The sequence below is a fragment of the Ahrensia marina genome (assembly GCF_001293565.1).
GTDB lineage: Bacteria > Pseudomonadota > Alphaproteobacteria > Rhizobiales > Rhizobiaceae > Ahrensia > Ahrensia marina.
Genome location: NZ_JXMU01000003.1, coordinates 164,791 through 185,560 on the forward strand (window position 1 = coordinate 164,791; position 20,770 = coordinate 185,560).

The window sequence follows — 20,770 nt, forward strand, 5'->3', positions numbered from 1 at the left end:
CAGTACGCCAAGCTTGTCAGAATGTAAGGCGTAAATTAGTGTAAGAATATAATTTATCAAAATTGCAACTTTAAAAAGTAAAAAAGTATAATGCGCGAACGCAAGCTCTTCATTGGACAGAACATCAGGTCTCTGCGCGACAAGCATGAACTGACACAGGCCGAGATGGCGGGAAGGCTCTCCATCTCAACAAGCTATCTCAATCAGATTGAAAACAACCAGCGCCACGTCACGGCCTCTGTTCTGCTCAGCCTGGCGGAAGTGTTCTCGATCGATATTGCGTCTTTATCGGATAATGACAGTGGCAGGCTCTTGGCCGATTTGCTGGAAGCCTTGGCTGACCCGCTTTTTAAAGCAGAACAATTGTCAGCGCGTGATTTAAAAACCTTTACACAAACATCACCGGTTGTGGCGCGTGCTTTCCTTAATATGCACCAGGCATTGCGGCGCGCAGGCGAACGACTTGCCCAAATCGATGACTCACTGGAGCGTTCGGGTGCCTTGAGCGAACTGACACCCTATGAAGAAGTGCGCGATTTCTTCCATTATAATGACAATTATATAGACAGCCTTGATCGGGCAGGTGAGGCGCTTGCGCAAACATTGTCCCGCATCGACCGCGATATTTATCAGGCGCTCACACAATATCTGTTCGATCAGCATCAGGTTCGCATATATATAAGTGAAGAGATAAGCCATCATGCGCCTATTCGCCGTTATGAACCTGAGCAAAAGCTTCTCACATTAAGTAAAGTGCAAAGCGCGTCATCGCGTGTTTTCCAAATGGCGCACCAGATCGCCTTTCTTGAACAATCCCCAAATCTGGATCGCATCGCAAATCAAGCCAATTTCAGATCGCCGGAAGCGGCGGACATATGTCGTATTGGTCTGGCTAACTATTTTGCCGGTGCCACTATATTGCCTTATGAGCGGTTTGCTGGCTTTGCCGTTGATGTGCGTCACGATCTGCAAATCATGGCGCGTCACTTCGGCGCAAGCATAGAGCAGGTCGCGCATCGCCTCAGCACCTTGCAAAGAGCAGGGCGCAAAGGCGTGCCGTTTTTCTTTGCCCGTGTGGATCAGGCCGGCAATATTACAAAGCGTCATAGCGCAACGAAATTACAGTTTGCCCGCTTCGGTTCCACCTGTCCGCTGTGGAATGCCCATGCCGCATTTGAAGCGCCGGGACGTATTTTGCGTCAAAAAGCCGAAACGCCCGATGGTGTGCGGTATTTATGCCTTGCAACTGAAGTGAATAATGAAAGCGCAGGTTTCAATGTTCCTGCTCCGCGATATGCGCTAGCGCTTGGCTGCGAAATTAAACATGCAGCGCAGCTCGTTTATGCTGATGATCTGGATGTAGGTAAGGAATCAGCCTTTGAAGCAATTGGTGTTTCCTGCCGAATCTGTCCGCGCTCGGATTGTCACCAAAGGGCTGTGCCGCCATTACAGCATCCGTTGAGTGTGGATTTGAATGAACGTGCAACGATTCCTTATACGTTCTAAGGGCAATTAAGGTCTCAGGTACAAAGCGTGATTCATAAACTTTGATATGTGTTTTAGTGGATGCACCGAAAAAGCAGGCGATTCTCACATAGATTCGGCCTGATTCACACAGGAAGGCCCGCTTTGTTAACGTTTTGTAAATCTTCGTGAACAGTTGGTTGATTAAATCGTGTCTTTTTTGCAACAAGAATAATTGAACGCGTCGTGAGGCCCTTTTGGAACGATAAACGATGTTGCTCTGCGCAAAACGTTGAGTATGTTCATCATCAAGAAACGGGCAAACGTTTGTTTCTTAACACATTGGGGATGGGACGAACGTCCTTGTGATAATACCAGACCCGTTTTAACTAATTTGACTGGAGGTCAATTATGAAAATCAAGAGCCTACTACTCGGTTCTGCAGCAGCTCTCGTAGCTGTATCAGGCGCTCGCGCAGCTGACGCAGTTGTAATTCCTGAGCCAGAAGCAGTTGAATACGTTCGCGTATGTGACGCAGCTGGCGCTGGCTACTTCTACATTCCTGGTTCTGAAACATGCTTGAAGTTCTCAGGTTATGTTCGTTACGAAATGAACTTCTCTAACGGTGTTGACACTGGTCCAGACGATGGTGTTGACGACTGGGGCAAACGTTCTGAAGTTCGCTTGAACATTGAAGCTTGGAACGACACAGAGCTCGGCCCGCTTTACTCACGTATCCGTCTTGGTTACGACTCTAACCCACGTATCGATGGTGACAACGACGCTTCTGGTCTTTCAATCGACCACGCAGTTATTCAGCTTGCAGGTCTTACAATCGGTAAGAACGCTTCATGGTGGGACTGGGGCTTCGGTGCTGATGGCGATGGTATCGTAAGCTTTGGCCCAGGCGAAGTTGGTATGGTTGCATACACAGCAAACGCTGGTGGCTTCGGTATCACTCTTGCTCTTGAAGAAGACAACTCAGGCGACTACACACCAGACGTTGTTCTTGACGTTAACGGTTCTGTTGGTGACATCGGCTTGCACGCTGGTCTTGCATACAATGAGTCTCAAGAAGCTTTCACAGGTAAAATCTACGCTTCTTACGACTTCGGTGCTGCAGCACTTGGTCTTGGTTACCAGTACTCTGACGACGATCAGCTCGGCACAGAATACCTTGCTGCTTTCGAACACGTCTTCGGTGCAGACATCTCTGCAGACCTGACAGAAAAACTATCTGCTCGTGCAGGCTTCAACTACGGTCTTGACAACGCAGCTGGTCTTGACGGCTACACAGTTGGCGCTGGCGTTAACTACAAAGTTGTTTCAGGCTTCGACATCGACGCTCGCGTAAACTACGCAGGTGGCGACGCTCTTGAAGTTAATGGCGACGGTGTATGGGGCGGTCGCGTTCGCTTCACACGTTCATTCTAATCTGAAACGTCAGATTTGAACGAAGAACCCGGTAGGCAACTACCGGGTTTTTTGTATTTTTCTTTAGGTTAAATCTGCCGATTAGGCAGGCATCAAACCGCTTGCTATTATCTTTCAGAAATCAATATCAAACAGAAGCGCAAAACTGTGCGATGGCATCATCAAGCCCGGCAGTATGCACCATTGGCGCGTGTCCCTGACCTTCGACGCCAATATGGCTGATGGCGGGATGAACATCTGTCATCTCATCAAGTGTTTGTTTTGAAAGTATATTTGAATTCTCACCACGAATGACCAGCATCGGTAAATGTCGAAGGCCCATAAATTGCGGCCAGGCAGTCGGCAGCCGGTCGCCGGCGTTAAGCCCCTTCATTGTATCGGCAAGGCGCGGATCATAATCGGCTGATAAAATTCCGTCTTTTTGTGAGTAACGGCTTTCGACTTCAAATCGCCAATCATCATCGGTGAGGGCGGGAAAACTCTTACCCATAATTTTCTTTTGCGCTTCAATTGCTTCCCCCCAAGTTTTAGGGCGGGGCGCATGTTGAAGATAGCTGCGTATTTGCATCAGGCCCGCACCATCAATAACCGGCCCGATATCATTGAGTATAACACCTTTAAGCGCAGTTGGCTTCATACCGGCAAGCACAAATGTGATTAGCCCGCCGCGCGATGTGCCGATAAAGATACCATGTTCGATACCAAGCGCATTCAGCCCGCTGACGACATCTTCCGCTTCTGTAAGAACATTATAGTTCGACCATTTTTTATCATATTGCGACTGCCCTCGGCCCCGATAATCAAATGCGATAACCCGCCGTGGTGTTCGATGATGTGAAGCAAGATGTTTGGCGAGAATGTCAAAATCACGCGCATTTCTGCTCAGTCCGTGCAGGCAGATCACCGGGAGATTGTGTTCATGCGCAGCATCAAGTGGTACATAATCACGGGCGTGGAGCCGTAAACCGTCACGGCTGGTATAAAAACGGCTCTCAATGTGACATTGTACGGCAGGGGTAGTCATCGTATAGTGCTCCTAAAGAGAATTTGGAGCGACCATAGGTCGAATACTGTACAAATTGTAGGCTCATATGCTGTTTAAGTGTCTATTTTTACGGATTTGTGCCAAAGCGTAGATCCTGTTCGATCGAACTTTTCTGGCCTAGCTGGGTTTTATAAACCTGCAAATTTTCCATAAGGCGCTGAACATAGCTGCGGGTCTCCGGATAAGAAATGCTCTCAATCCAGTCGATGACTTCATAAAGAGGCTTACCGCGCGGATCACCGAAACGCTCTATCCATTCTTCAGCGCGCCTTGGGCCTGCATTGTAGGCGGCAAAAGTCAGAATGTAGGAACCGCCGAACTTTTCAAATTGACTGTTTAAATAGGCAACACCAAGCCGCGCATTATAATTTGCATCACGGGTCAGTTTTTCCGGTGCATATGGCATCTGTTGAGCCTGTGCCATTTGCTTTGCGGTGGCAGGAAGCACTTGTAACAAGCCGCGCGCATTTGCGCGTGAGACAGCAGCCACATTGAACTCGCTTTCTTGGCGGGCAACAGCATAGGCGAGTGCGTGGTCCTTTGCCTCCAAACCTGTCGCATCCGAAATTGCGCCAAGCGGGTGGGTGAGCGATCCCATATCAAGCCCCCGCCAATCGGCAGCTTTTATCAATTTCAGCGCAGCATAATAATCACCGTTTTTAGAAGCGTGCGCGGCGGCCGAGCTTAGAACCGATGAATCATCTTCCGACCATCCAAGCGCGACATATGCCTTGCGTGCCAAGTTAGTTTCATCGAGTTGAATGAGACGATCAATTGCCGCAAGTATTTGATTATCATCAATATTATTGACTGCGATGGGCTGGCCCGAGAGTGCCGGTACCTGTCCCAAATGTTCACCCGCTAACTGGCCGTAGAAGGTTGTATCGAACTTGGCAGCTTGTTGATAAGCCTGTTTCGATTGCTCTTCATCCGGTAAAGCTCTGCCAAGCCAGTAATAGCCACGTGCTTTGGAAATATTGCCTTTTGCAATCTCGATAATTTTCTCGAAATGCGGAACAGCAAGTTCCGGTTTGTTGAGACCGCGCAGCGCATACCAGCCCGCATGAAATGCTGCATCAACCTGTGTTGTTTCTTCGCCGCCTTCATGTTTTGCCACCAGATCATAGGCAATTTGCGGTTTGCCATCTTCGAACATCTGGCGGGAGATGATGCGTCGTTCATCCCACCAGGCATCGGGATTTATCGCAAATTCCGTCGTCTGTGGTACAGCATTCAACAGCTTAATTGCTTCACTATATTCATTGGAACGTCTGAGAAATTCTGTTTTCAGATAGGTGTAAGCTGCTGTATTCTTTTTGTTTTCACCGATTTTGTCGATTTTTTCACGTGCTACTTTTTGCTTGCGGATTACTGCACTCCATGCGTCATGAATATCCTGATACTCAATGGTAGGTGCGATGCGCCCGCCTGAGCTAATCCGGTCGCGAACCATCATATTGAAATATCGTATCTCGTGATCACGCTTCGTGAGTACGTCACCGAAATTTTCCAGCACGCGATTCTCGTCACTTGCGGTTAAAACTGTGTCACGCCAAAACGGAAGTAGCAGTGCGCGGACTTTCTCTTCATTGCCGGTAGCCTGATAGGTTTTCGCGAGCGCATATGCCCCCTGAAATGTAAGCGGTTCGTCATCGCCCAAGAAAAGACGAAGCCGGACAAGTGAAATCGGGTCGCGTGACATTGCGCGTTCCAGATTGCTTTCCATCAGGGTTTGGCTTGGCCAGTCCGTCAGCTTTTCCAATGTATCTCGGATCTCATCAGCAGGAACATCCCGGTGGCCTGATGTCGCGAGCAGCCAGCTTAGTAAAGCGCGGTCAATGCTCGCTTCTGACATTTCATTACGTGCGCCCAGCGCGGCAACAATATCGCCTGATCGCAAGGCTTTGATGCCGGTTTCCAGAAGCAATAGAGAACTATCCTTTAACGGCGGATCGTCAAGCACTTTGGTCGATAGCACATCCTCATGTGCTTTTTCGGTCGAGATAACCGCGCCAGTACTGTTCGGATCAACAGCTTGTTCGGCCGGAAAGAATAAATACAGTCCCAGCACAAGCATAGTGAGCGCGCCACAGCTCATCACCACGCCGCGTAAAACTTTGGGAAGATTTATTTGTCGGTCCATATTGGCCTTGGAGCAAAACACATTGTCAGTAATGGGGCGCGATATGTGCTGGGTAGCAAATTTGCATAAATCTATGATTAATTTTTGGTAACAATAGTGTGGCTTAAAAAGTGCGCCGGTGGGAAAAATCAAGACAGGGCAGCGCAGATACTTGCGTTACGCTTCTTCTAGGTCCAAAAGCGCAAAACAAACAATCAGCACACCGCTGGGAGACTAGAATGACCGACCGTCAAAGCTATCGTGGCTCAATGACAGCAATAATTACACCTTTTGATGCATCAGGTGCCGTGGATGAATCAGCGCTTCGCGCCTTTATTGATTGGCAAATCGAAGAAGGTACAAAGGTGATCGTGCCCGTTGGCACAACAGGCGAGAGTGCTACACTTACGCATGACGAGCACAAACAGGTCACAGAATTGGTCGTCGCTCATGTTGCTGGCCGTGTGCCGGTTATGGCGGGCGCAGGCTCCAACAACACAGTTGAAGCCGTTGATTTTGCCGTTCATGCCGAACAGGCCGGTGCCGACAGCATTTTGGCGGTGACCCCATATTATAACCGGCCGACACAGCGCGGCCTTTATGCTCATTTTGCAGCGATGGCTGAAGCGGTGAAAATCCCAATTTTCATATATAATATTCCGGCACGGTCAGTTGTGGATATGACACCGGAAACGATGGGTCAACTGGCGCGCGATTATGCAAATATCTGGGGCGTAAAAGACGCCGTTGGTTCAATGGAACGTGCCTCCATGCAGCGTATGATTTGCGGCAAAGACTTCATCCAGCTTTCGGCCGAAGATGCAACGTCTCTGGGCTATAATGCCCATGGCGGTGTTGGCGCGATATCGGTGACCGCCAATGTAGCACCGCGGCTTTGCTGTGAGTTTCAGGACGCAACGCTTGCCGGTGATTATGCAAAAGCGCTCGAATATCAGGACCGTTTGATGCCATTGCATAAAGCACTGTTTATCGAGCCGGGTGTTGCTGGCGCAAAATACGCGCTGGCAAAGCTTGGCAAAGCGGAGAACCATGTCCGTTCACCCATATTGCCCGTTGAGACATCAACACAAACAGCCATTGACGATGCTTTGCGCCATGCCGGTCTCTTGAATTGAGATCAATCATTCGCATTTAACTGTTATGGGTAATTCAAAAAAGAAAAAATCGACAGGTAAGTTTATCGCTGAGAACCGCCGCGCGCGGTTCGATTATGCGATTGATGAAACTTTTGAGGCCGGCATTATGTTGCATGGCACAGAAGTGAAAAGCCTTCGAAATGGTGAAGCAAACATTGCCGAGAGCTATGCTTCTTATGAAAATGGCGAGATGTGGCTCATTAACGCGCATGTGCCTGAATATCTGGAAGCCAACAAGTTCAACCACGAACCGCGCCGCCGCCGCAAACTGCTGCTGCATCAAAAAGAGATTGTGAAACTGGCAAATGGTGTCGACCGTCAGGGTATGACGATTGTGCCGCTAAAGCTGTATTTTAATGATCGCGGCCTCGCCAAGCTGGAAATCGCTTTGGCCAAAGGTAAAAATGTTGCCGACAAGCGCGAAACAGCGAAAAAACGCGACTGGAACCGTGAAAAATCACGCATCCTGAAAGAACATGGATAATGGCATCTGTTGATTATGATTATTTAGCCAAAGTGATCGAGAGTCTAACAGAAGGCGAGACAGACGAGGTGGCGTTGATGGCAACGCTTGCCTGCGAGCTGCACCATGCGGACGACCGTTTTGACTGGACCGGTTTTTACCGCGTTGTCGCGCCGGAACTGTTGAAAATCGGGCCGTATCAGGGTGGTCATGGATGCCTTGTTATTCCTTTTGATAAAGGCGTGTGCGGCGCTGCGGCTAAAACTGGAACAGCCCAGCTTGTTGACGATGTTGAAGCGTTTCCAGGGCATATTGCGTGTTCATCAACCACAAAATCCGAGATCGTTGTGCCGGTTTTTAACAAGAGCAAAAAACTGATTGGTGTGCTTGATATTGATAGCAATCAGCCCGCCGCTTTCACCGCGGATGATCAGCAGGCGCTGGAAGCGATTCTAAAAAGCGTTTTCTCATCCTAGACTGCCGGTCACACCATTATTTTTCAGGGCAGGGCGCAATTGCCGTTTTGCCTGTCTAAAAACGGTCGAATTCGTCTTCTAGATAGGATAGCTTATATATAATTCGGGCGTTGGCAGTCCTGTTTTCGCTTTTCTGCGTTCGCGGTGCTTCTATTTCTTGCGTTTGGATTATGAGTTCTGTATAGCGGGTCATCTAATTTCCCGTTCAAACGACGAAAAGGAACGCTAAATGGCCCGCGTGACCGTCGAAGATTGCGTCGATAAAGTTGAAAACCGCTTTGATCTTGTCCTGCTTGCTGCCCATCGTGCACGTCAGGTTTCTCAAGGCGCTGCTATCACCGTCGATCGTGATAATGATAAAAACCCTGTTGTTGCTCTGCGCGAGATCGCAGACGAAACATTGTCACCAGGTGATCTTGAAGAAGATCTGATTCACTCACTTCAAAAACATGTTGAAGTTGATGAGCCGGAAGCCGATGTGGTTGACCAGCCAACCGGTGAAGATGAGCCGCTTGAGCAGATTACATTCAACTCAATGAGTGAAGAAGAACTGCTTGCCGGTATCGAAGGTCTGGTACCGCCGGAAAAATCTGACGATAACTAATTCAATTTTCTGAATTTAGCTCTTTAAAGCCTGTTAATTAGCGGCTTATATATTATACGCGGTGACCAGTTGGCACCGCGTATTTTTTGTTGGAGCAATACTACCCTATGATGCGTCAATACGAGCTTGTCGAACGCGTGCAGCGCTACAAGCCCGATGTGAACGAAGCACTGCTCAACAAGGCCTATGTCTACGCCATGAACAAACATGGTGGCCAGACAAGGGCTTCTGGCGACCCGTATTTCTCTCATCCACTCGAAGTCGCGGCTATTCTGACCGACATGAATATGGATGAAAACACGATTGCGGTCGCGCTTTTGCATGACACAATCGAAGATACGAGTGCGACCCGCGTCGAAATCGAAGAGATGTTTGGCGAAGATACCGCGCGTCTCGTCGATGGCCTGACCAAGATTGGACGTCTTGATTTGATGTCTAAAAAGGCAGCCCAGGCGGAAAACCTGCGTAAATTACTGCTCGCCATTTCTGATGATGTGCGCGTGCTTCTGGTGAAGCTGGCGGACCGTCTTCACAATATGCGCACGCTCGACCATATGCGTCCGGATAAACGTCTGCGCATTGCCGAAGAGACAATGGACATCTATGCGCCGCTTGCCGGACGTATGGGTATGCAGGATATGCGCGAAGAGCTGGAGAGCCTCGCATTTCAGCATATTAATCCGGACGGCTACAGCACCGTCTGTCAGCGGCTTAGCCAGCTTGCCGAATTCAATAAGGAAACGCTGGCCGAAATTTCATCCACGCTAAAAAATCTGCTTGCCGATAATGGCATCCATGCCTCTGTCAAAAGCCGGCAGAAAAAGGCTTGGTCGGTATTTCGGAAAATGGAAGCAAAGGGGCTTTCATTCGAGCAACTTTCCGACATATTTGGCTTCCGTATAATTGTCGAAAATGAAGATGATTGTTATCGTGCGCTCGGTATTGTGCACCGTAAATGGAAAATGGTGCCGGGCCGGTTCAAGGATTATATATCAACACCCAAATCCAATGATTACCGCTCGATACACACGACAATCGTCGGACCCTCCAAGCAACGTGTGGAACTGCAAATTCGCTCTGTTGCAATGAATGAAATTGCCGAGTTCGGTGTGGCAACACATGCCATATACAAGGATCAGCCTTTAAGTGCAGGCGACGAGCATAGTGAAAACGCATCCAAAAAAGATACATCGGCCTTTAAAGATACAAACGCTTATTCGTGGTTGCGCCATACAATTGAAGCGCTTTCGGAAGGCGATAATCCTGAAGAGTTCCTGGAAAACACAAAGCTCGAACTGTTCCATGATCAGGTGTTCTGCTTTACGCCTAAGGGGCGTCTGATTGCCTTGCCGCGTGGCGCGATTCCTGTCGATTTTGCCTATGCTGTGCACACTGATGTTGGCAATTCCTGTGTCGGAGCAAAAATCAACGGGCGTATTATGCCACTGGTCACACAGCTTCAAAGCGGCGACGAGGTCGATATTATCCGCTCGGCAGCCGCCGCGCCGCCTGCGGCATGGGAGAGCATTGTTGTTACCGGCAAAGCGCGCTCTGCCATTCGCCGCGCAACCCGTATGGCTGTCCGCAAGCAATATGCTGGGCTGGGCAATCGTATCCTTGACCGTTCGTTTGAACGTGCTGCCAAGCCCTACTCAAGAGAGATCGTCAAAGACGGCTTGGAAGCTTTGGGCTTTAAAGAAGTCGATGATTTGCTGGCAGCGGTGGGACGAGGGGAACTGTCGTCCACAAAGGTGCTCAAGGCGGTATTCCGTGACTTCCAGCCTGACGATGATGGTACGCCAAATGCCGAATTAATGGGAGAGGGGTGGTTCAACCTTTCCGATGCCAATGGCATGATGTTCAAATTTCTTGAAAATTCAGGCTCCGGCGATGAGGATTTATCGCGCGACCGCACAATGGAAATTCGAAATGCGGCTGGTGACTTGCCTGTCAGCTTTACGGCGGAAGGCGCGGTTCCCGGTGACCGGATCATCGGCATTATGACGCCGGGAAAAGGCATAACGATTTTCCCGATCCAATCATCCGCGCTTGCAGCCTATGACGATCAGCCGGAGCGCTGGATTGATGTGCGGTGGGATATTGACCAGACGAACCGCAAACGTTTTCCTGTCCAGATTATTGTAACCGCAATCAATGCGCCCGGATCACTGGCGGAAATTTCCACCGTGATTGCCGACAATGATGCCAATATTCATACAATGTCGATGGCGCGCACAGCCCCCGACTTCACCGAAATGCTGTTTGATCTCGAAGTATGGGATGTAAAACATTTAAACCGGTTGCTCTCGCAACTAAGAAGTGCGGGGGCGGTTAGTACCGCAGAACGTAAACACTCTTAAATTGCAGGATAAATGGCGCAAATGTTCACATAAGACAAAATGCCGCCCGAATTTCACACGATAAGGTTATTAATTAGCGCGATCTGCAACACATATTAAACGACTTTGTGCTAGCTCACGGTTAAGAGCGGCAATGGTCGGCTTTTTGCTGACTGCGCTGACCGCATATTGCATTTGGTAGGACTTTCATGCTGTTCAAACGGCGAAACAAGGACGGATTTTGGACGCGTTTGCGCGTCTATTTCTGGCCGCGCCGTAATCATGCGCGCTCCAGCCGCTATGTTTGGAAAAGGGTCATGCGAATCCGTGCAACACCGCGTGCGATTGCACTTGGATTTGCGATCGGTGTGTTCGCCTCTTTTACCCCGTTCATGGGCTTCCATTTTGTTTTGTCCTTTGCGCTGGCATGGTTGCTAAGAGCCTCGTTCATCGCGGCAGGGCTTGGCACAGCTGTTGGAAACCCGCTGACGTTCCCGTTCATATGGGCTGCAACATTGGGGCTGGGACGCACCATTTTGGGGCGCTCGGTTGAAGCCTCTGCCGGTGCTGAAGGTTTCCTGCATACACTTAAAGAGTTTGGATTTAAGGCCGTTTGGGATCCGTATATTCTGCCAATGGCTGTTGGCGGCATTCCGTTGGGCGTTGTGGCTGCAGCATTGTTCTATTTTCCGCTCCGAAAGGCTGTCGGGGCATTTCAGCAGCGGCGTCTTTCCAAAAAGATATCGAAAGCGCAGGCCAAAACACAAGAACTTGCAAATACGTCTGACATCAAGCCCAAGGAGCCTGCTGTTCGCTCATCGAAAGTCGAGGCTTCATCATGATTATTGGTCTTGGCAGTGATTTGATAGATATCCGCCGTATCGAAAAAACGCTTGAAAAATATGGTGAGCGCTTTACGCAGCGCGTCTTTACCGAGGTCGAACAAAAAAAGTCCGATAAGCGACAGCAACGCGCGGCTTCTTATGCCAAGCGTTTTGCGGCAAAAGAAGCAATGTCAAAAGCTTTGGGTACAGGCATTTCCAAAGGTGTTTTCTGGCGGGATATGGGCGTTGCAAACCTGCCGGGCGGTAAGCCGACGATGAACTTGACAAATGGCGCAGAGACGCAGCTTCTTTCTATGATGCCGGCCGGACATGTGCCGCACATCCATATTACAATTACCGATGATTTCCCGCTTGCTCAGGCTTTTGTCATTATAGAAGCATTGCCTGCAGCGTCATAAATGCCGTTTATCATCTTGGGATTGCGAGCAGGCTGGGATAGGTCTATGACGCGCATTATCAAATGACGCTATGATCTGAGAATCGGAATATAAAATTGGCAAAAACTGAAAAAAAATCGGGCGGTATTGGTGAAACAATTTCCGTTATCGTTCAGGCTCTTCTTTTGGCGGTTGTCATCCGCTCATTGCTGTTTCAGCCATTTTCCATTCCGTCCGGCTCAATGCGCCCGACCTTGCTTGAAGGCGATTATCTGTTCGTAACAAAATGGGCTTACGGATATTCAAAGCACTCTTTGCCTTTCAGCCCTGATCTTTTTGAAGGACGCATTTGGGGCAGCGACCCTGAACGCGGCGATGTTGCTGTTTTCAAATTCCCGCCTGACCCAAGCCTTGATTATATCAAGCGTGTTATCGGCTTGCCCGGCGACACTGTTCAAATGAAAGAGGGCGCCCTTTACATCAACGGCACGGCGGTTGAGCGCGAAAAAATCGGCACAATTGAAGATGTGGATATCACCGAGCAGGATCGTGCGGTTGACGTATATCGCGAAACTTTGCCCAATGGTGTGACTTATACAACTCTTGATCTCACTCAAGGCACGGCAGGGGATAACACGCGCGAGTTTACAGTGCCTGAGGGGCATTTCTTCGCGATGGGCGATAACCGCGATAACTCGTCCGATAGCCGCTTTAGTGTTGGCTTCGTGCCGATGGAAAACTTGGTTGGCCGTGCCAATTATGTGTTCTTCTCGATTGCTGACGGCGCATCTCCGCTGGAAATCTGGCGTTGGCCATCTTCCGTGCGTCTTGACCGTCTGTTTAAATCGGCTTCAGAATGACGATCAAAATGCCCGCTGGAACAGTTTCACCCAAAAAGCTTGAGAAGCTTGAAGCGCTGACGGGACATAAGTTCAAAGATATTGCGCGGCTCGACCGCGCATTGACCCATTCCAGCGCGCAACACCGCACCGGCAGCGACTATGAGCGTCTGGAGTTTCTCGGCGACCGTGTATTGGGGCTTTGCGTAGCCGAAATGCTTTTCGCGCGGTTTGGCGAAGCAAAAGAAGGCGAGCTTTCCGTTCGTTTGAATGCGCTGGTCAACGCAGAAACTCTGGCAGAGATCGCAGACGATTTAGAGCTCCACGAATTTATCAGAACCGGTGCAGATGTTCGTAATTTGCAGTCTGAACGCCAAAAAAACATGCGTGCCGATGTTGTTGAATCTCTTATCGCAACAATTTACCTTGATGGCGGCATACCGGCAGCCCGCAAATTTATAAATCGGTATTGGGAACCGCGCGCCGCACATGTAACAGCAGCACGCCGTGACGCTAAAACCGAATTGCAGGAATGGTCTCATAAAAACTATGAAACAGTGCCTGTATACAGTGAAGTCTCACGGAAAGGGCCGGACCACGAGCCTATGTTTGTTATTGAGGTGAAGGTGGCGAAATTGAAGTCGGAACGCGCCGAAGGGCGCTCCAAACGGCTTGCCGAACAGGCTGCCGCTGAAAAAATACTGCGCCGCGAAGCGGTATGGAAAACGGAAACCAAAGGCGTTTCGAAATGAGTGAAGATCAACCTGTAACAAAATCAGGATTTGTCGCATTTATTGGCGCGCCAAATGCGGGAAAATCAACATTGCTCAACCGTCTGGTTGGCTCCAAAGTTTCCATCGTTTCCCATAAAGTCCAGACAACCCGCACGCTTATCCGCGGCATCGCCATGCACGAAAACGCGCAAATTGTCTTTATGGATACGCCGGGCATCTTCCAGCCAAAGCGAAGGCTCGACCGCGCGATGGTCTCAACAGCGTGGACCGGCGCTTATGACGCTGACATTGTGCTTGTCATGATTGATGCACGCAAAGGCATTCGTGATGACGAAGAGCGCATCATTGAATCACTTTCAGAAGTTCGCCAACCTAAGTGGTTGATTTTAAATAAAATTGACATGATGGACCCACCAGACCTGTTGGCGCTCACAACCGAGTTGAACAAGCGTGTATCTTTCGATCAAACCTTTATGGTTTCCGCGCTTAAAGGGCATGGCTGCAAGGATATACTTGATGCATTGGCAAAGGCGCTGCCAGAAGGTCCTTGGTACTACCCCGAAGATCAGGTCTCGGATTTGCCGATGCGTATGCTGGCCGCGGAAATAACACGCGAGAAGATCTACGACCGTCTGCATCAGGAACTGCCCTATGCAACAACGGTTGAAACGGAAGGTTGGGAAGAAAAGCCTGACGGCTCGGTGAAAATCACCCAGACTATATATGTTGAACGCGACAGCCAGAAGAAAATTGTACTTGGCCATAAGGGCGAGGCAATCAAAGGTATATCGATGCAGTCGCGCAAAGAGATCGCCGAACTGACAGAGCAGAAAGTGCATCTGTTTTTATTTGTGAAAGTTCGCAAGAACTGGGGCGACGACCCTGCGCGCTATCGCGAAATGGGGCTCGATTTTCACGATTGATCCGGTAAATTGACCGCATGGAATGGCGCGACGAAGGCATCATAATCGGCTGCAAAAAACACGGTGAGACCAGTCTCATTGTTGAACTGATGACGCCTAAACACGGGCGCCATTTAGGGCTTGTACGCGGCGGCCGGTCCCGCAAGATGCAACCTTTTCTTCAGCCCGGAAACAGGGTGGAAGCTGTTTGGCGCGCACGCATCGATGAGCATCTCGGTACCTATCAGATTGAACCGGTTGAAATGACCGCGGCCAAGCTGATGGAAAGCGCCATGGGTGTGAACGCGATACAATTGCTTGGCAGTCATTTAAGGCTGCTGCCGGAACGCGATCCCCATGAAGCAATGTATAGTGCTCTGGAAGTGCTGCTTGAACATCTGGACCAGCCCGAAATCGCCGGACCTTTAATGGTCAAATTTGAAATGCGTCTATTGGATGAGCTGGGTTTCGGGCTTGATCTGTCCTGCTGCGCCGGCAGCGGTGTGCGTGATAATCTGGTTTATATATCGCCGAAAAGCGGGCAGGCTGTCAGCGCGGAGGCAGGCGCGCCGTGGAAAGATAAACTGCTCCCTCTGCCGCAATTTCTTATGAAAACAAGCAACCGCGAATGCTCGGTAGGAGACCTGGCGGATGCATTTTATATGTTGGGGTTCTTTTTTGACCGCGATATCTATTATCCCCGCGGCGTAAAACCGCCGGAATCACGTGTCGGCTTCTTACATGCGGCGACCAAAAAATGGCCGGTTACCTAAAATCAGATCAGAAAAAAGGCGACCAGAATGGCCGCCTAACTGGGATGATATAGCGCGGGGGAGCGCATTGAACGCACTGGGGAGGCGCGTCATTGGCAGGTATTTGGGGGCTGCCATCATCCTACTTGCCTAATACATAAGAGCATTAAATGACAATTATATGTCGTAAGGGCATTTTATTCCGCAGGGTCAACCGCTAGAGGTCTTTCCACAGCTTTCTCTTTGATCGGCCAGTGCATCAGTGCTGCAAATCCGCCCAGCATAACACCCAGCCACCAAACGGGATCATAGGAGCCATAGATGTCGTAGAGGTAGCCGCCAAGCCAGACACCGAGAAATGACCCGATCTGGTGGGAGAAGAACACGATACCGCCCAGCATACCAAGATAACGTGTGCCGAACATAATCGCGACAAGCGCATTGGTTGGCGGCACAGTTGATAGCCATAAAAGCCCCATGACGCTGGCAAAGATAACAACGGATGTGCCTGTTTGCGGTAAAAGCAGAAACGCAGTTACCGCAATTGAACGGCCAATATAGATCAAGGCCAAGAAAATTGGCTTTGAATATTTTTGTCCGATAATGCCTGACGCCAGTGAGCCAATAATATTGAAAAAACCAATCAGAGCCAGCCCGAGCACAGCGAATTTTGCTTCAATACCTATATCACCAATATAGGCTGGAAAATGCGCTGTAATAAACGCAACCTGGAAGCCGCAAACAAAAAAGCCCGCTGCCAGCAGCACATATGATTGATGTGAAAATGCTTCACGTAATGCGGCGCCGATCGATTGTTCCACTTCAATATTTTTCTGACTTCCTGAAGATGAATTGCCACGCAGCGGAATGGCGATCACAGGAATGATAAGCATCATTGCCGAGAGGATAAGCAGCGAGTCAGACCACCCAAAATTATTAATCAGCGCTTGCGAGTAAGGCGCGAAAATAAACATGCCGGCAGAGCCTGCCGCTGTGCCCAAACCGAATGTAAAGCTGCGTTGTTCGCTCGTTACATTGCGTGCAAAAGCAGCCATAACAATGCCAAACGAGCCTGACGCAATGCCAAGTCCGATCATCAGGCCGCCGCCAATATGTAAATACCAAAGGTTTTCAGGCGAAGCCATAAGCAACAATCCGCCAGCATAGATAATGCCGGAAAGAGCAAGTACGCGCCATGTACCGAATTTATCGGCAATTGCACCAAAAAATGGCTGCCCGACACCCCACATCAGGTTTTGAATTGCCATGGCCAAACCAAAATCGGAACGGCTCCAGCCCGTATCGGCAAGCATCGGTAATTGAAAAAAGCCCATCGCGGAGCGAGGCCCAAAGGTCATAGCTGCAATAAGGCAACCCGACGCAATGATAAGCCAGGGATAGTCGGATTTTGCGGACGGGTTTTGTATATGCATTGGGAACTCCTGGCCGGCATAGTTGTACCGTTTCTGCTCAATAGGCAATTCAATAAAATTGCCGGCTGGATTAAATATTCTTTATCTGTACTGCTAAAGCCTGTTCTATCCGGTGTTTCGGCCAATGATAGCGCAATCATCAGATTAATCTGTTTTACCTCAGCCTAAAACTGAATGATTATTCCAGCTCAAACCTTGCAGACCCCTATGCCAGTGGATATGTCCTATATAAAGCGCGATATGCGTGTGTAAGGGAGTAGGCAATGACCTCTGTTTCAACATCGAATACCAGCGCCAGCGGTAAAACAGCGGCTGAACGTTATGGCGTGCTGCCTAGGCCTGAATTGGAATGGAATGCACAGGTCGAGCGTGAAACAGCTCATCTTTATGAACTGGTGAAAGAGCACATTCCGGCAATTGAATGGCCGGTTTATGCCCCTTACGTCCATGCGATAAACAAGCTGAAAAAAGAGCGCAATGCGGCGATTTTGGCCCATAATTACCAGACGCCGGACATTTTCCACTGTGTTGCCGATATTGTAGGCGACAGTCTGCAACTGGCGAAAGAAGCCACGAAAGTGGATGCGGATATCATTGTCCAGTGCGGCGTTCACTTCATGGCTGAGACGTCCAAATTGCTCAATCCTGATAAGACAGTGCTTATTCCGGATATGAAGGCGGGGTGCTCGCTGGCCGAATCAATTACCGGCGCTGATGTGCGCCTGCTGCGTGAGCGCTATCCGGGCGTGCCGATTGTCACTTATGTGAACACATCTGCCGACGTGAAGGCTGAAAGCGATATTTGCTGTACGTCTTCAAACGCTGTTGCGGTTGTTGAAAGCTTTGGCGTGGACCGCGTTCTTTGTATTCCTGATGAATTTCTCGCCCAGAATGTGGCTGCACAGACGAAAGTCAAAATTTTGACCTGGAAGGGGCACTGCGAAGTCCACGAACGCTTCACGGCCGAAGAATTGCTAGCCTATAGAGAGGCTGATCCTGAAATTCAGATTATTGCGCATCCGGAGTGCCCGCCATCGGTCGTGGAAATTGCCGATTATGCGGGCTCGACATCCGGCATGATCAATTATGTGCGTGATCAGCGTCCGCCAAAAGTACTTCTGGTGACAGAATGTTCAATGGCCTCCAATATTGAGAGTTCTGCTCCGGGGGTCCAGTTCATTAAACCGTGCAATTTGTGCCCGCATATGAAGCGTATCACTCTGCCTAAAATTTTGGATAGTTTGCTGGAAATGAAAGACGAAATTCATGTTGACCCGTCAACGGCTGACCGTGCGCGTCAGGCTGTTGAGCGCATGGTGAACCTAAAGCAGTGACCGATAAGCCTATCCTCATTATAGGCGGCGGGTTAGCCGGCCTTTTCTGCGCATTAAAACTTGCTCCCCGTGCTGTAACAGTTCTGGCCGCTGCGCCCATCGGTATGGGCGCTTCATCCGCCTGGGCGCAGGCAGGCATTGCCGCTGCTGTCGGGCAGGGCGATACGATCGACAAACATGTCGAAGATACGCTGATCGCCGGTGACGGCATTGTTGATGAAAAGATTGCGCGGATGATGGCTGGCGAAGCCTCTGACCGCATCCATGATTTGCTGGAGTTCGGCGTTCCTTTTGATCGTGATCTGGAGGGAAAACTTCAGGTAAGTCGTGAGGCGGCGCACTCCGAGAGCCGCATTGTGCGGGTATCAGGGGATCGTGCCGGACGGGAAATCATGCAAGCCCTTGTCCGAACCGTGGAAAAAACACCGTCCATTCGGGTGCTTGAAGGTTATGTCGTTGAAGACCTTGTTGTCGAAAACGATAATGTTACGGGCGTTGTTGCGCGTGCTGAAGCCGGTGCTGCTGAAGAGCCTGTCACAATTGAAGGCTCAAATGTTGTCATGGCAACAGGCGGTGTCGGGCATTTATATCAGGTGACAACCAATCCAACGGAAGCGCGCGGCGGCGGAATCGGTATGGCAGCGCGCGCCGGTGCATTACTGGCCGATATGGAGTTTGTTCAGTTCCACCCGACAGCCATTGATGTAGGCAAGGATCCGGCACCATTGGCGACGGAAGCACTGCGCGGTCACGGCGCACATTTGCTCAACAATGACGGCGTCCGCTTTATGGTACCATTGCATGAAGACGCAGAGCTGGCACCCCGTGATGTGGTGGCACGCGGTATATTTGCAGAGGTGAAAGCCGGTCGCGGCGCATATCTGGATTGCCGCACGGCGATCCACGATTTTGAAAACGAGTTCCCGACTGTTTGGCATTATTGCCGGGATGCGGGCATTGATCCGGCCAAAGAATTGATACCCGTTGTGCCTGCGGCCCATTATTTTATGGGCGGTATCTGGACTGACATGGACGGACGCTCATCTTTGCCGGGTTTCTGGGCCTGCGGCGAGTGTACGTCGACCGGCGCCCATGGTGCCAACCGGCTGGCGTCTAACTCTCTATTGGAGGCCGTTGTGTTTTCCGCGCGTATCGCGGATGCGCTCAAAGCGGAGACATCATTTGACGCGCCGGAGAACTGGCAGGACGGCTCGGTTGAAACAGATGAACACCTCACAGAAGCCGAGCATCCGAATATGGCGGATCTGCGCGAAAGCATGAGCGCCAATATGGGTGTTCTGCGCAATAAAGAAGGCATGAAAGAAGCGCTTGTCAGGCTTTTGGAGCTGGAGGCGAACAGCCACTCATTACGCTTTACCAATGTGGTAATAACGGCCAAACTGATGTGCATCGCAGCACTCAACCGTGAGGAAAGCCGCGGCGGCCATGCCCGTACGGACTTTCCAGATGAAGCTGAGAACTGGAAACGGCGCACTTTGCTCACCTTGGAACAGGGTGAGGCAATTATAACGGATTTTTATAAGGATTAAGACAATGACTGTCATCTCTCCGCACTTGCCAAGGCTTATGGTTGAAGACGCGGTGCGTGCCGCCCTGCTGGAAGATTTGGGGCGGGCAGGTGACATAACAACCAATGCGACCATTGCGTCTGGCGCAAACGCGACCGCTGTGCTGGCCAGCCGCGAGCACGGCTATGTGTCTGGTCTTGTTTTAGCAGGAACAGCTTTTCGCCTGATGGATGAAACATTGCGGTTTGAATTCGTCGCTCATGATGGAGACGTTGTAAAACCGGGTGATGCGCTGGCGACAATCAACGGGCGCGCGCGCGCTATATTGTCAGCAGAGCGTGTGGCGCTCAATTTTCTCATGCACATGTGCGGTATCGCGACATATACCTCTAAATTTGCCGCACAGATTGCCCATACAAACGCTAAGGTTGTTGACACTCGCAAAACAATTCCGGGCATGCGCACATTTGAAAAATATGCTGTGCGTTGCGGCGGCGGTGTTAATCACCGCTACGGACTGGATGATGCAATCCTTATCAAGGACAACCACATTGCGGTTTCAGGCAGCGTGTCGAAAGCCGTTGAAAATGCCCGAAACTATGTTGGCCACATGGTGAAGATTGAAATTGAAGTCGATAATTTGGATCAGATGCGGGAAGCACTGAAGGTAAAGCCCGATGTTATCTTGTTGGATAACATGTCTACCGATCAGCTGAGTGAGGCTGTCGAAATAAACCGTCAGGACAATCAGGGCGCTGTCAAACTCGAAGCATCAGGCAATGTGAACATTAACACCATAAAAGCTATTGCGGAAACCGGTGTGGATTACATCTCGACTTCCAAGATCACCATGGCTGCGCCGACCATGGATATTGGATTGGATATCATTATTTAAAAAAAAGGCACCCGATGGGTGCCTTT

General features: G+C 50.1%; 19 protein-coding genes. 16 read left to right on the plus strand and 3 right to left on the minus strand.

Annotation, left to right across the window (positions count from 1 at the left end; translation table 11 throughout):
- Positions 1–90 precede the first annotated feature (90 nt).
- Complete coding sequence (locus SU32_RS03650; protein WP_053997980.1) at positions 91–1,506, plus strand: helix-turn-helix domain-containing protein; 1,416 nt, start codon at positions 91–93, stop codon at positions 1,504–1,506.
- 369 nt (positions 1,507–1,875) lie between these two features.
- Positions 1,876–2,898, plus strand: a complete 1,023-nt coding sequence (locus tag SU32_RS03655; RefSeq protein ID WP_053997981.1) for a porin — start codon at positions 1,876–1,878, stop codon at positions 2,896–2,898.
- A 127-nt stretch (positions 2,899–3,025) separates the two neighbouring features.
- Here SU32_RS03655 and SU32_RS03660 read toward each other — a convergent pair whose 3' ends face one another.
- Both SU32_RS03660 and SU32_RS03665 read right to left on the minus strand, forming a co-directional pair.
- A complete protein-coding gene (locus tag SU32_RS03660) occupies positions 3,026–3,922 on the minus strand; it encodes an alpha/beta fold hydrolase (protein ID WP_053997982.1) in 897 nt (298 codons plus the stop codon).
- Positions 3,923–4,010: 88 nt separating this feature from the next.
- A complete protein-coding gene (locus SU32_RS03665; RefSeq protein ID WP_082376397.1) occupies positions 4,011–6,086 on the minus strand; it encodes a lytic transglycosylase domain-containing protein in 2,076 nt (691 codons plus the stop codon).
- A gap of 218 nt (positions 6,087–6,304) precedes the next feature.
- Here SU32_RS03665 and dapA point away from each other — a divergent pair, with 218 nt between their 5' ends.
- The 11 genes from dapA to recO all read left to right on the plus strand — a co-directional run bounded on the left by dapA (position 6,305) and on the right by recO (position 15,574).
- Positions 6,305–7,201 (plus strand): 4-hydroxy-tetrahydrodipicolinate synthase, encoded by an 897-nt coding sequence (gene dapA / locus SU32_RS03670; protein ID WP_053997984.1) that lies wholly within the window; start codon positions 6,305–6,307, stop codon positions 7,199–7,201.
- 25 nt (positions 7,202–7,226) lie between these two features.
- Positions 7,227–7,706, plus strand: coding sequence for an SsrA-binding protein SmpB (gene smpB, locus SU32_RS03675; protein WP_053997985.1), 480 nt, complete (start codon positions 7,227–7,229; stop codon positions 7,704–7,706).
- On the plus strand, positions 7,706–8,161 hold the full coding sequence (locus SU32_RS03680) for a GAF domain-containing protein (protein WP_053997986.1): 456 nt from the start codon (positions 7,706–7,708) through the stop codon (positions 8,159–8,161). The genes smpB and SU32_RS03680 overlap by 1 nt, the downstream gene beginning before the upstream one ends.
- A 229-nt stretch (positions 8,162–8,390) precedes the next feature.
- Positions 8,391–8,765, plus strand: coding sequence for a DNA-directed RNA polymerase subunit omega (gene rpoZ, locus SU32_RS03685; protein ID WP_053997987.1), 375 nt, complete (start codon positions 8,391–8,393; stop codon positions 8,763–8,765).
- 107 nt (positions 8,766–8,872) lie between these two features.
- Positions 8,873–11,125, plus strand: coding sequence for a RelA/SpoT family protein (locus SU32_RS03690; RefSeq protein WP_053997988.1), 2,253 nt, complete (start codon positions 8,873–8,875; stop codon positions 11,123–11,125).
- 188 nt (positions 11,126–11,313) lie between these two features.
- Entirely contained in the window at positions 11,314–11,946 is a 633-nt protein-coding gene (locus SU32_RS03695; protein WP_053997989.1) for a DUF2062 domain-containing protein, read from the plus strand.
- A complete protein-coding gene (gene acpS, locus SU32_RS03700; RefSeq protein ID WP_053997990.1) occupies positions 11,943–12,347 on the plus strand; it encodes a holo-ACP synthase in 405 nt (134 codons plus the stop codon). Before SU32_RS03695 ends, acpS begins: the two co-directional genes overlap by 4 nt.
- 95 nt (positions 12,348–12,442) lie before the next feature.
- Positions 12,443–13,186: a signal peptidase I gene (gene lepB / locus SU32_RS03705; protein WP_201454867.1), complete on the plus strand. Its 744-nt coding sequence runs from the start codon at positions 12,443–12,445 to the stop codon at positions 13,184–13,186.
- On the plus strand, positions 13,183–13,917 hold the full coding sequence (gene rnc, locus SU32_RS03710; RefSeq protein ID WP_082376399.1) for a ribonuclease III: 735 nt from the start codon (positions 13,183–13,185) through the stop codon (positions 13,915–13,917). The genes lepB and rnc overlap by 4 nt, the downstream gene beginning before the upstream one ends.
- Positions 13,914–14,822 carry a GTPase Era gene (era, locus tag SU32_RS03715; protein ID WP_144421024.1) on the plus strand — a complete coding sequence of 303 codons (909 nt, stop codon included), beginning with the start codon at positions 13,914–13,916 and terminating at the stop codon, positions 14,820–14,822. Before rnc ends, era begins: the two co-directional genes overlap by 4 nt.
- 17 nt (positions 14,823–14,839) lie before the next feature.
- Positions 14,840–15,574, plus strand: coding sequence for a DNA repair protein RecO (gene recO, locus SU32_RS03720; RefSeq protein ID WP_053997993.1), 735 nt, complete (start codon positions 14,840–14,842; stop codon positions 15,572–15,574).
- A gap of 176 nt (positions 15,575–15,750) precedes the next feature.
- Here the strand turns inward: recO and SU32_RS03725 are convergent, their stop codons facing one another.
- Positions 15,751–16,986 carry an MFS transporter gene (locus tag SU32_RS03725; RefSeq protein WP_053997994.1) on the minus strand — a complete coding sequence of 412 codons (1,236 nt, stop codon included), beginning with the start codon at positions 16,984–16,986 and terminating at the stop codon, positions 15,751–15,753.
- 263 nt (positions 16,987–17,249) lie between these two features.
- Here SU32_RS03725 and nadA point away from each other — a divergent pair, with 263 nt between their 5' ends.
- From nadA to nadC, 3 genes are read left to right on the plus strand one after another with little or no spacing between them, the layout of a single operon-like run.
- Positions 17,250–18,320, plus strand: coding sequence for a quinolinate synthase NadA (gene nadA / locus SU32_RS03730; protein ID WP_053997995.1), 1,071 nt, complete (start codon positions 17,250–17,252; stop codon positions 18,318–18,320).
- Complete coding sequence (locus tag SU32_RS03735; protein WP_053997996.1) at positions 18,317–19,870, plus strand: L-aspartate oxidase; 1,554 nt, start codon at positions 18,317–18,319, stop codon at positions 19,868–19,870. The genes nadA and SU32_RS03735 overlap by 4 nt, the downstream gene beginning before the upstream one ends.
- A 4-nt stretch (positions 19,871–19,874) precedes the next feature.
- The gene (gene nadC, locus SU32_RS03740; protein WP_053997997.1) at positions 19,875–20,744 is read left to right on the plus strand and encodes a carboxylating nicotinate-nucleotide diphosphorylase; all 870 of its coding nucleotides are present in this window, start codon (positions 19,875–19,877) and stop codon (positions 20,742–20,744) included.
- Positions 20,745–20,770: the final 26 nt, after the last annotated feature.

Excerpts from the sequence above, each read along its gene's own strand:
- nadC (WP_053997997.1), top strand. The coding sequence starts at position 19,875 with ATGACTGTCATCTCTCCGCACTTGCCAAGGCTTATGGTTGAAGACGCG.
- recO (WP_053997993.1), top strand. The coding sequence starts at position 14,840 with ATGGAATGGCGCGACGAAGGCATCATAATCGGCTGCAAAAAACACGGT.
- era (WP_144421024.1), top strand. The coding sequence starts at position 13,914 with ATGAGTGAAGATCAACCTGTAACAAAATCAGGATTTGTCGCATTTATT.
- smpB (WP_053997985.1), top strand. The coding sequence starts at position 7,227 with ATGGGTAATTCAAAAAAGAAAAAATCGACAGGTAAGTTTATCGCTGAG.
- dapA (WP_053997984.1), top strand. The coding sequence starts at position 6,305 with ATGACCGACCGTCAAAGCTATCGTGGCTCAATGACAGCAATAATTACA.
- SU32_RS03725 (WP_053997994.1), bottom strand. The coding sequence starts at position 16,986 with ATGCATATACAAAACCCGTCCGCAAAATCCGACTATCCCTGGCTTATC.
- SU32_RS03665 (WP_082376397.1), bottom strand. The coding sequence starts at position 6,086 with ATGGACCGACAAATAAATCTTCCCAAAGTTTTACGCGGCGTGGTGATG.
- SU32_RS03690 (WP_053997988.1), top strand. The coding sequence starts at position 8,873 with ATGATGCGTCAATACGAGCTTGTCGAACGCGTGCAGCGCTACAAGCCC.
- nadA (WP_053997995.1), top strand. The coding sequence starts at position 17,250 with ATGACCTCTGTTTCAACATCGAATACCAGCGCCAGCGGTAAAACAGCG.
- acpS (WP_053997990.1), top strand. The coding sequence starts at position 11,943 with ATGATTATTGGTCTTGGCAGTGATTTGATAGATATCCGCCGTATCGAA.
- rpoZ (WP_053997987.1), top strand. The coding sequence starts at position 8,391 with ATGGCCCGCGTGACCGTCGAAGATTGCGTCGATAAAGTTGAAAACCGC.
- SU32_RS03695 (WP_053997989.1), top strand. The coding sequence starts at position 11,314 with ATGCTGTTCAAACGGCGAAACAAGGACGGATTTTGGACGCGTTTGCGC.
- SU32_RS03660 (WP_053997982.1), bottom strand. The coding sequence starts at position 3,922 with ATGACTACCCCTGCCGTACAATGTCACATTGAGAGCCGTTTTTATACC.
- SU32_RS03680 (WP_053997986.1), top strand. The coding sequence starts at position 7,706 with ATGGCATCTGTTGATTATGATTATTTAGCCAAAGTGATCGAGAGTCTA.
- SU32_RS03650 (WP_053997980.1), top strand. The coding sequence starts at position 91 with ATGCGCGAACGCAAGCTCTTCATTGGACAGAACATCAGGTCTCTGCGC.
- rnc (WP_082376399.1), top strand. The coding sequence starts at position 13,183 with ATGACGATCAAAATGCCCGCTGGAACAGTTTCACCCAAAAAGCTTGAG.
- SU32_RS03655 (WP_053997981.1), top strand. The coding sequence starts at position 1,876 with ATGAAAATCAAGAGCCTACTACTCGGTTCTGCAGCAGCTCTCGTAGCT.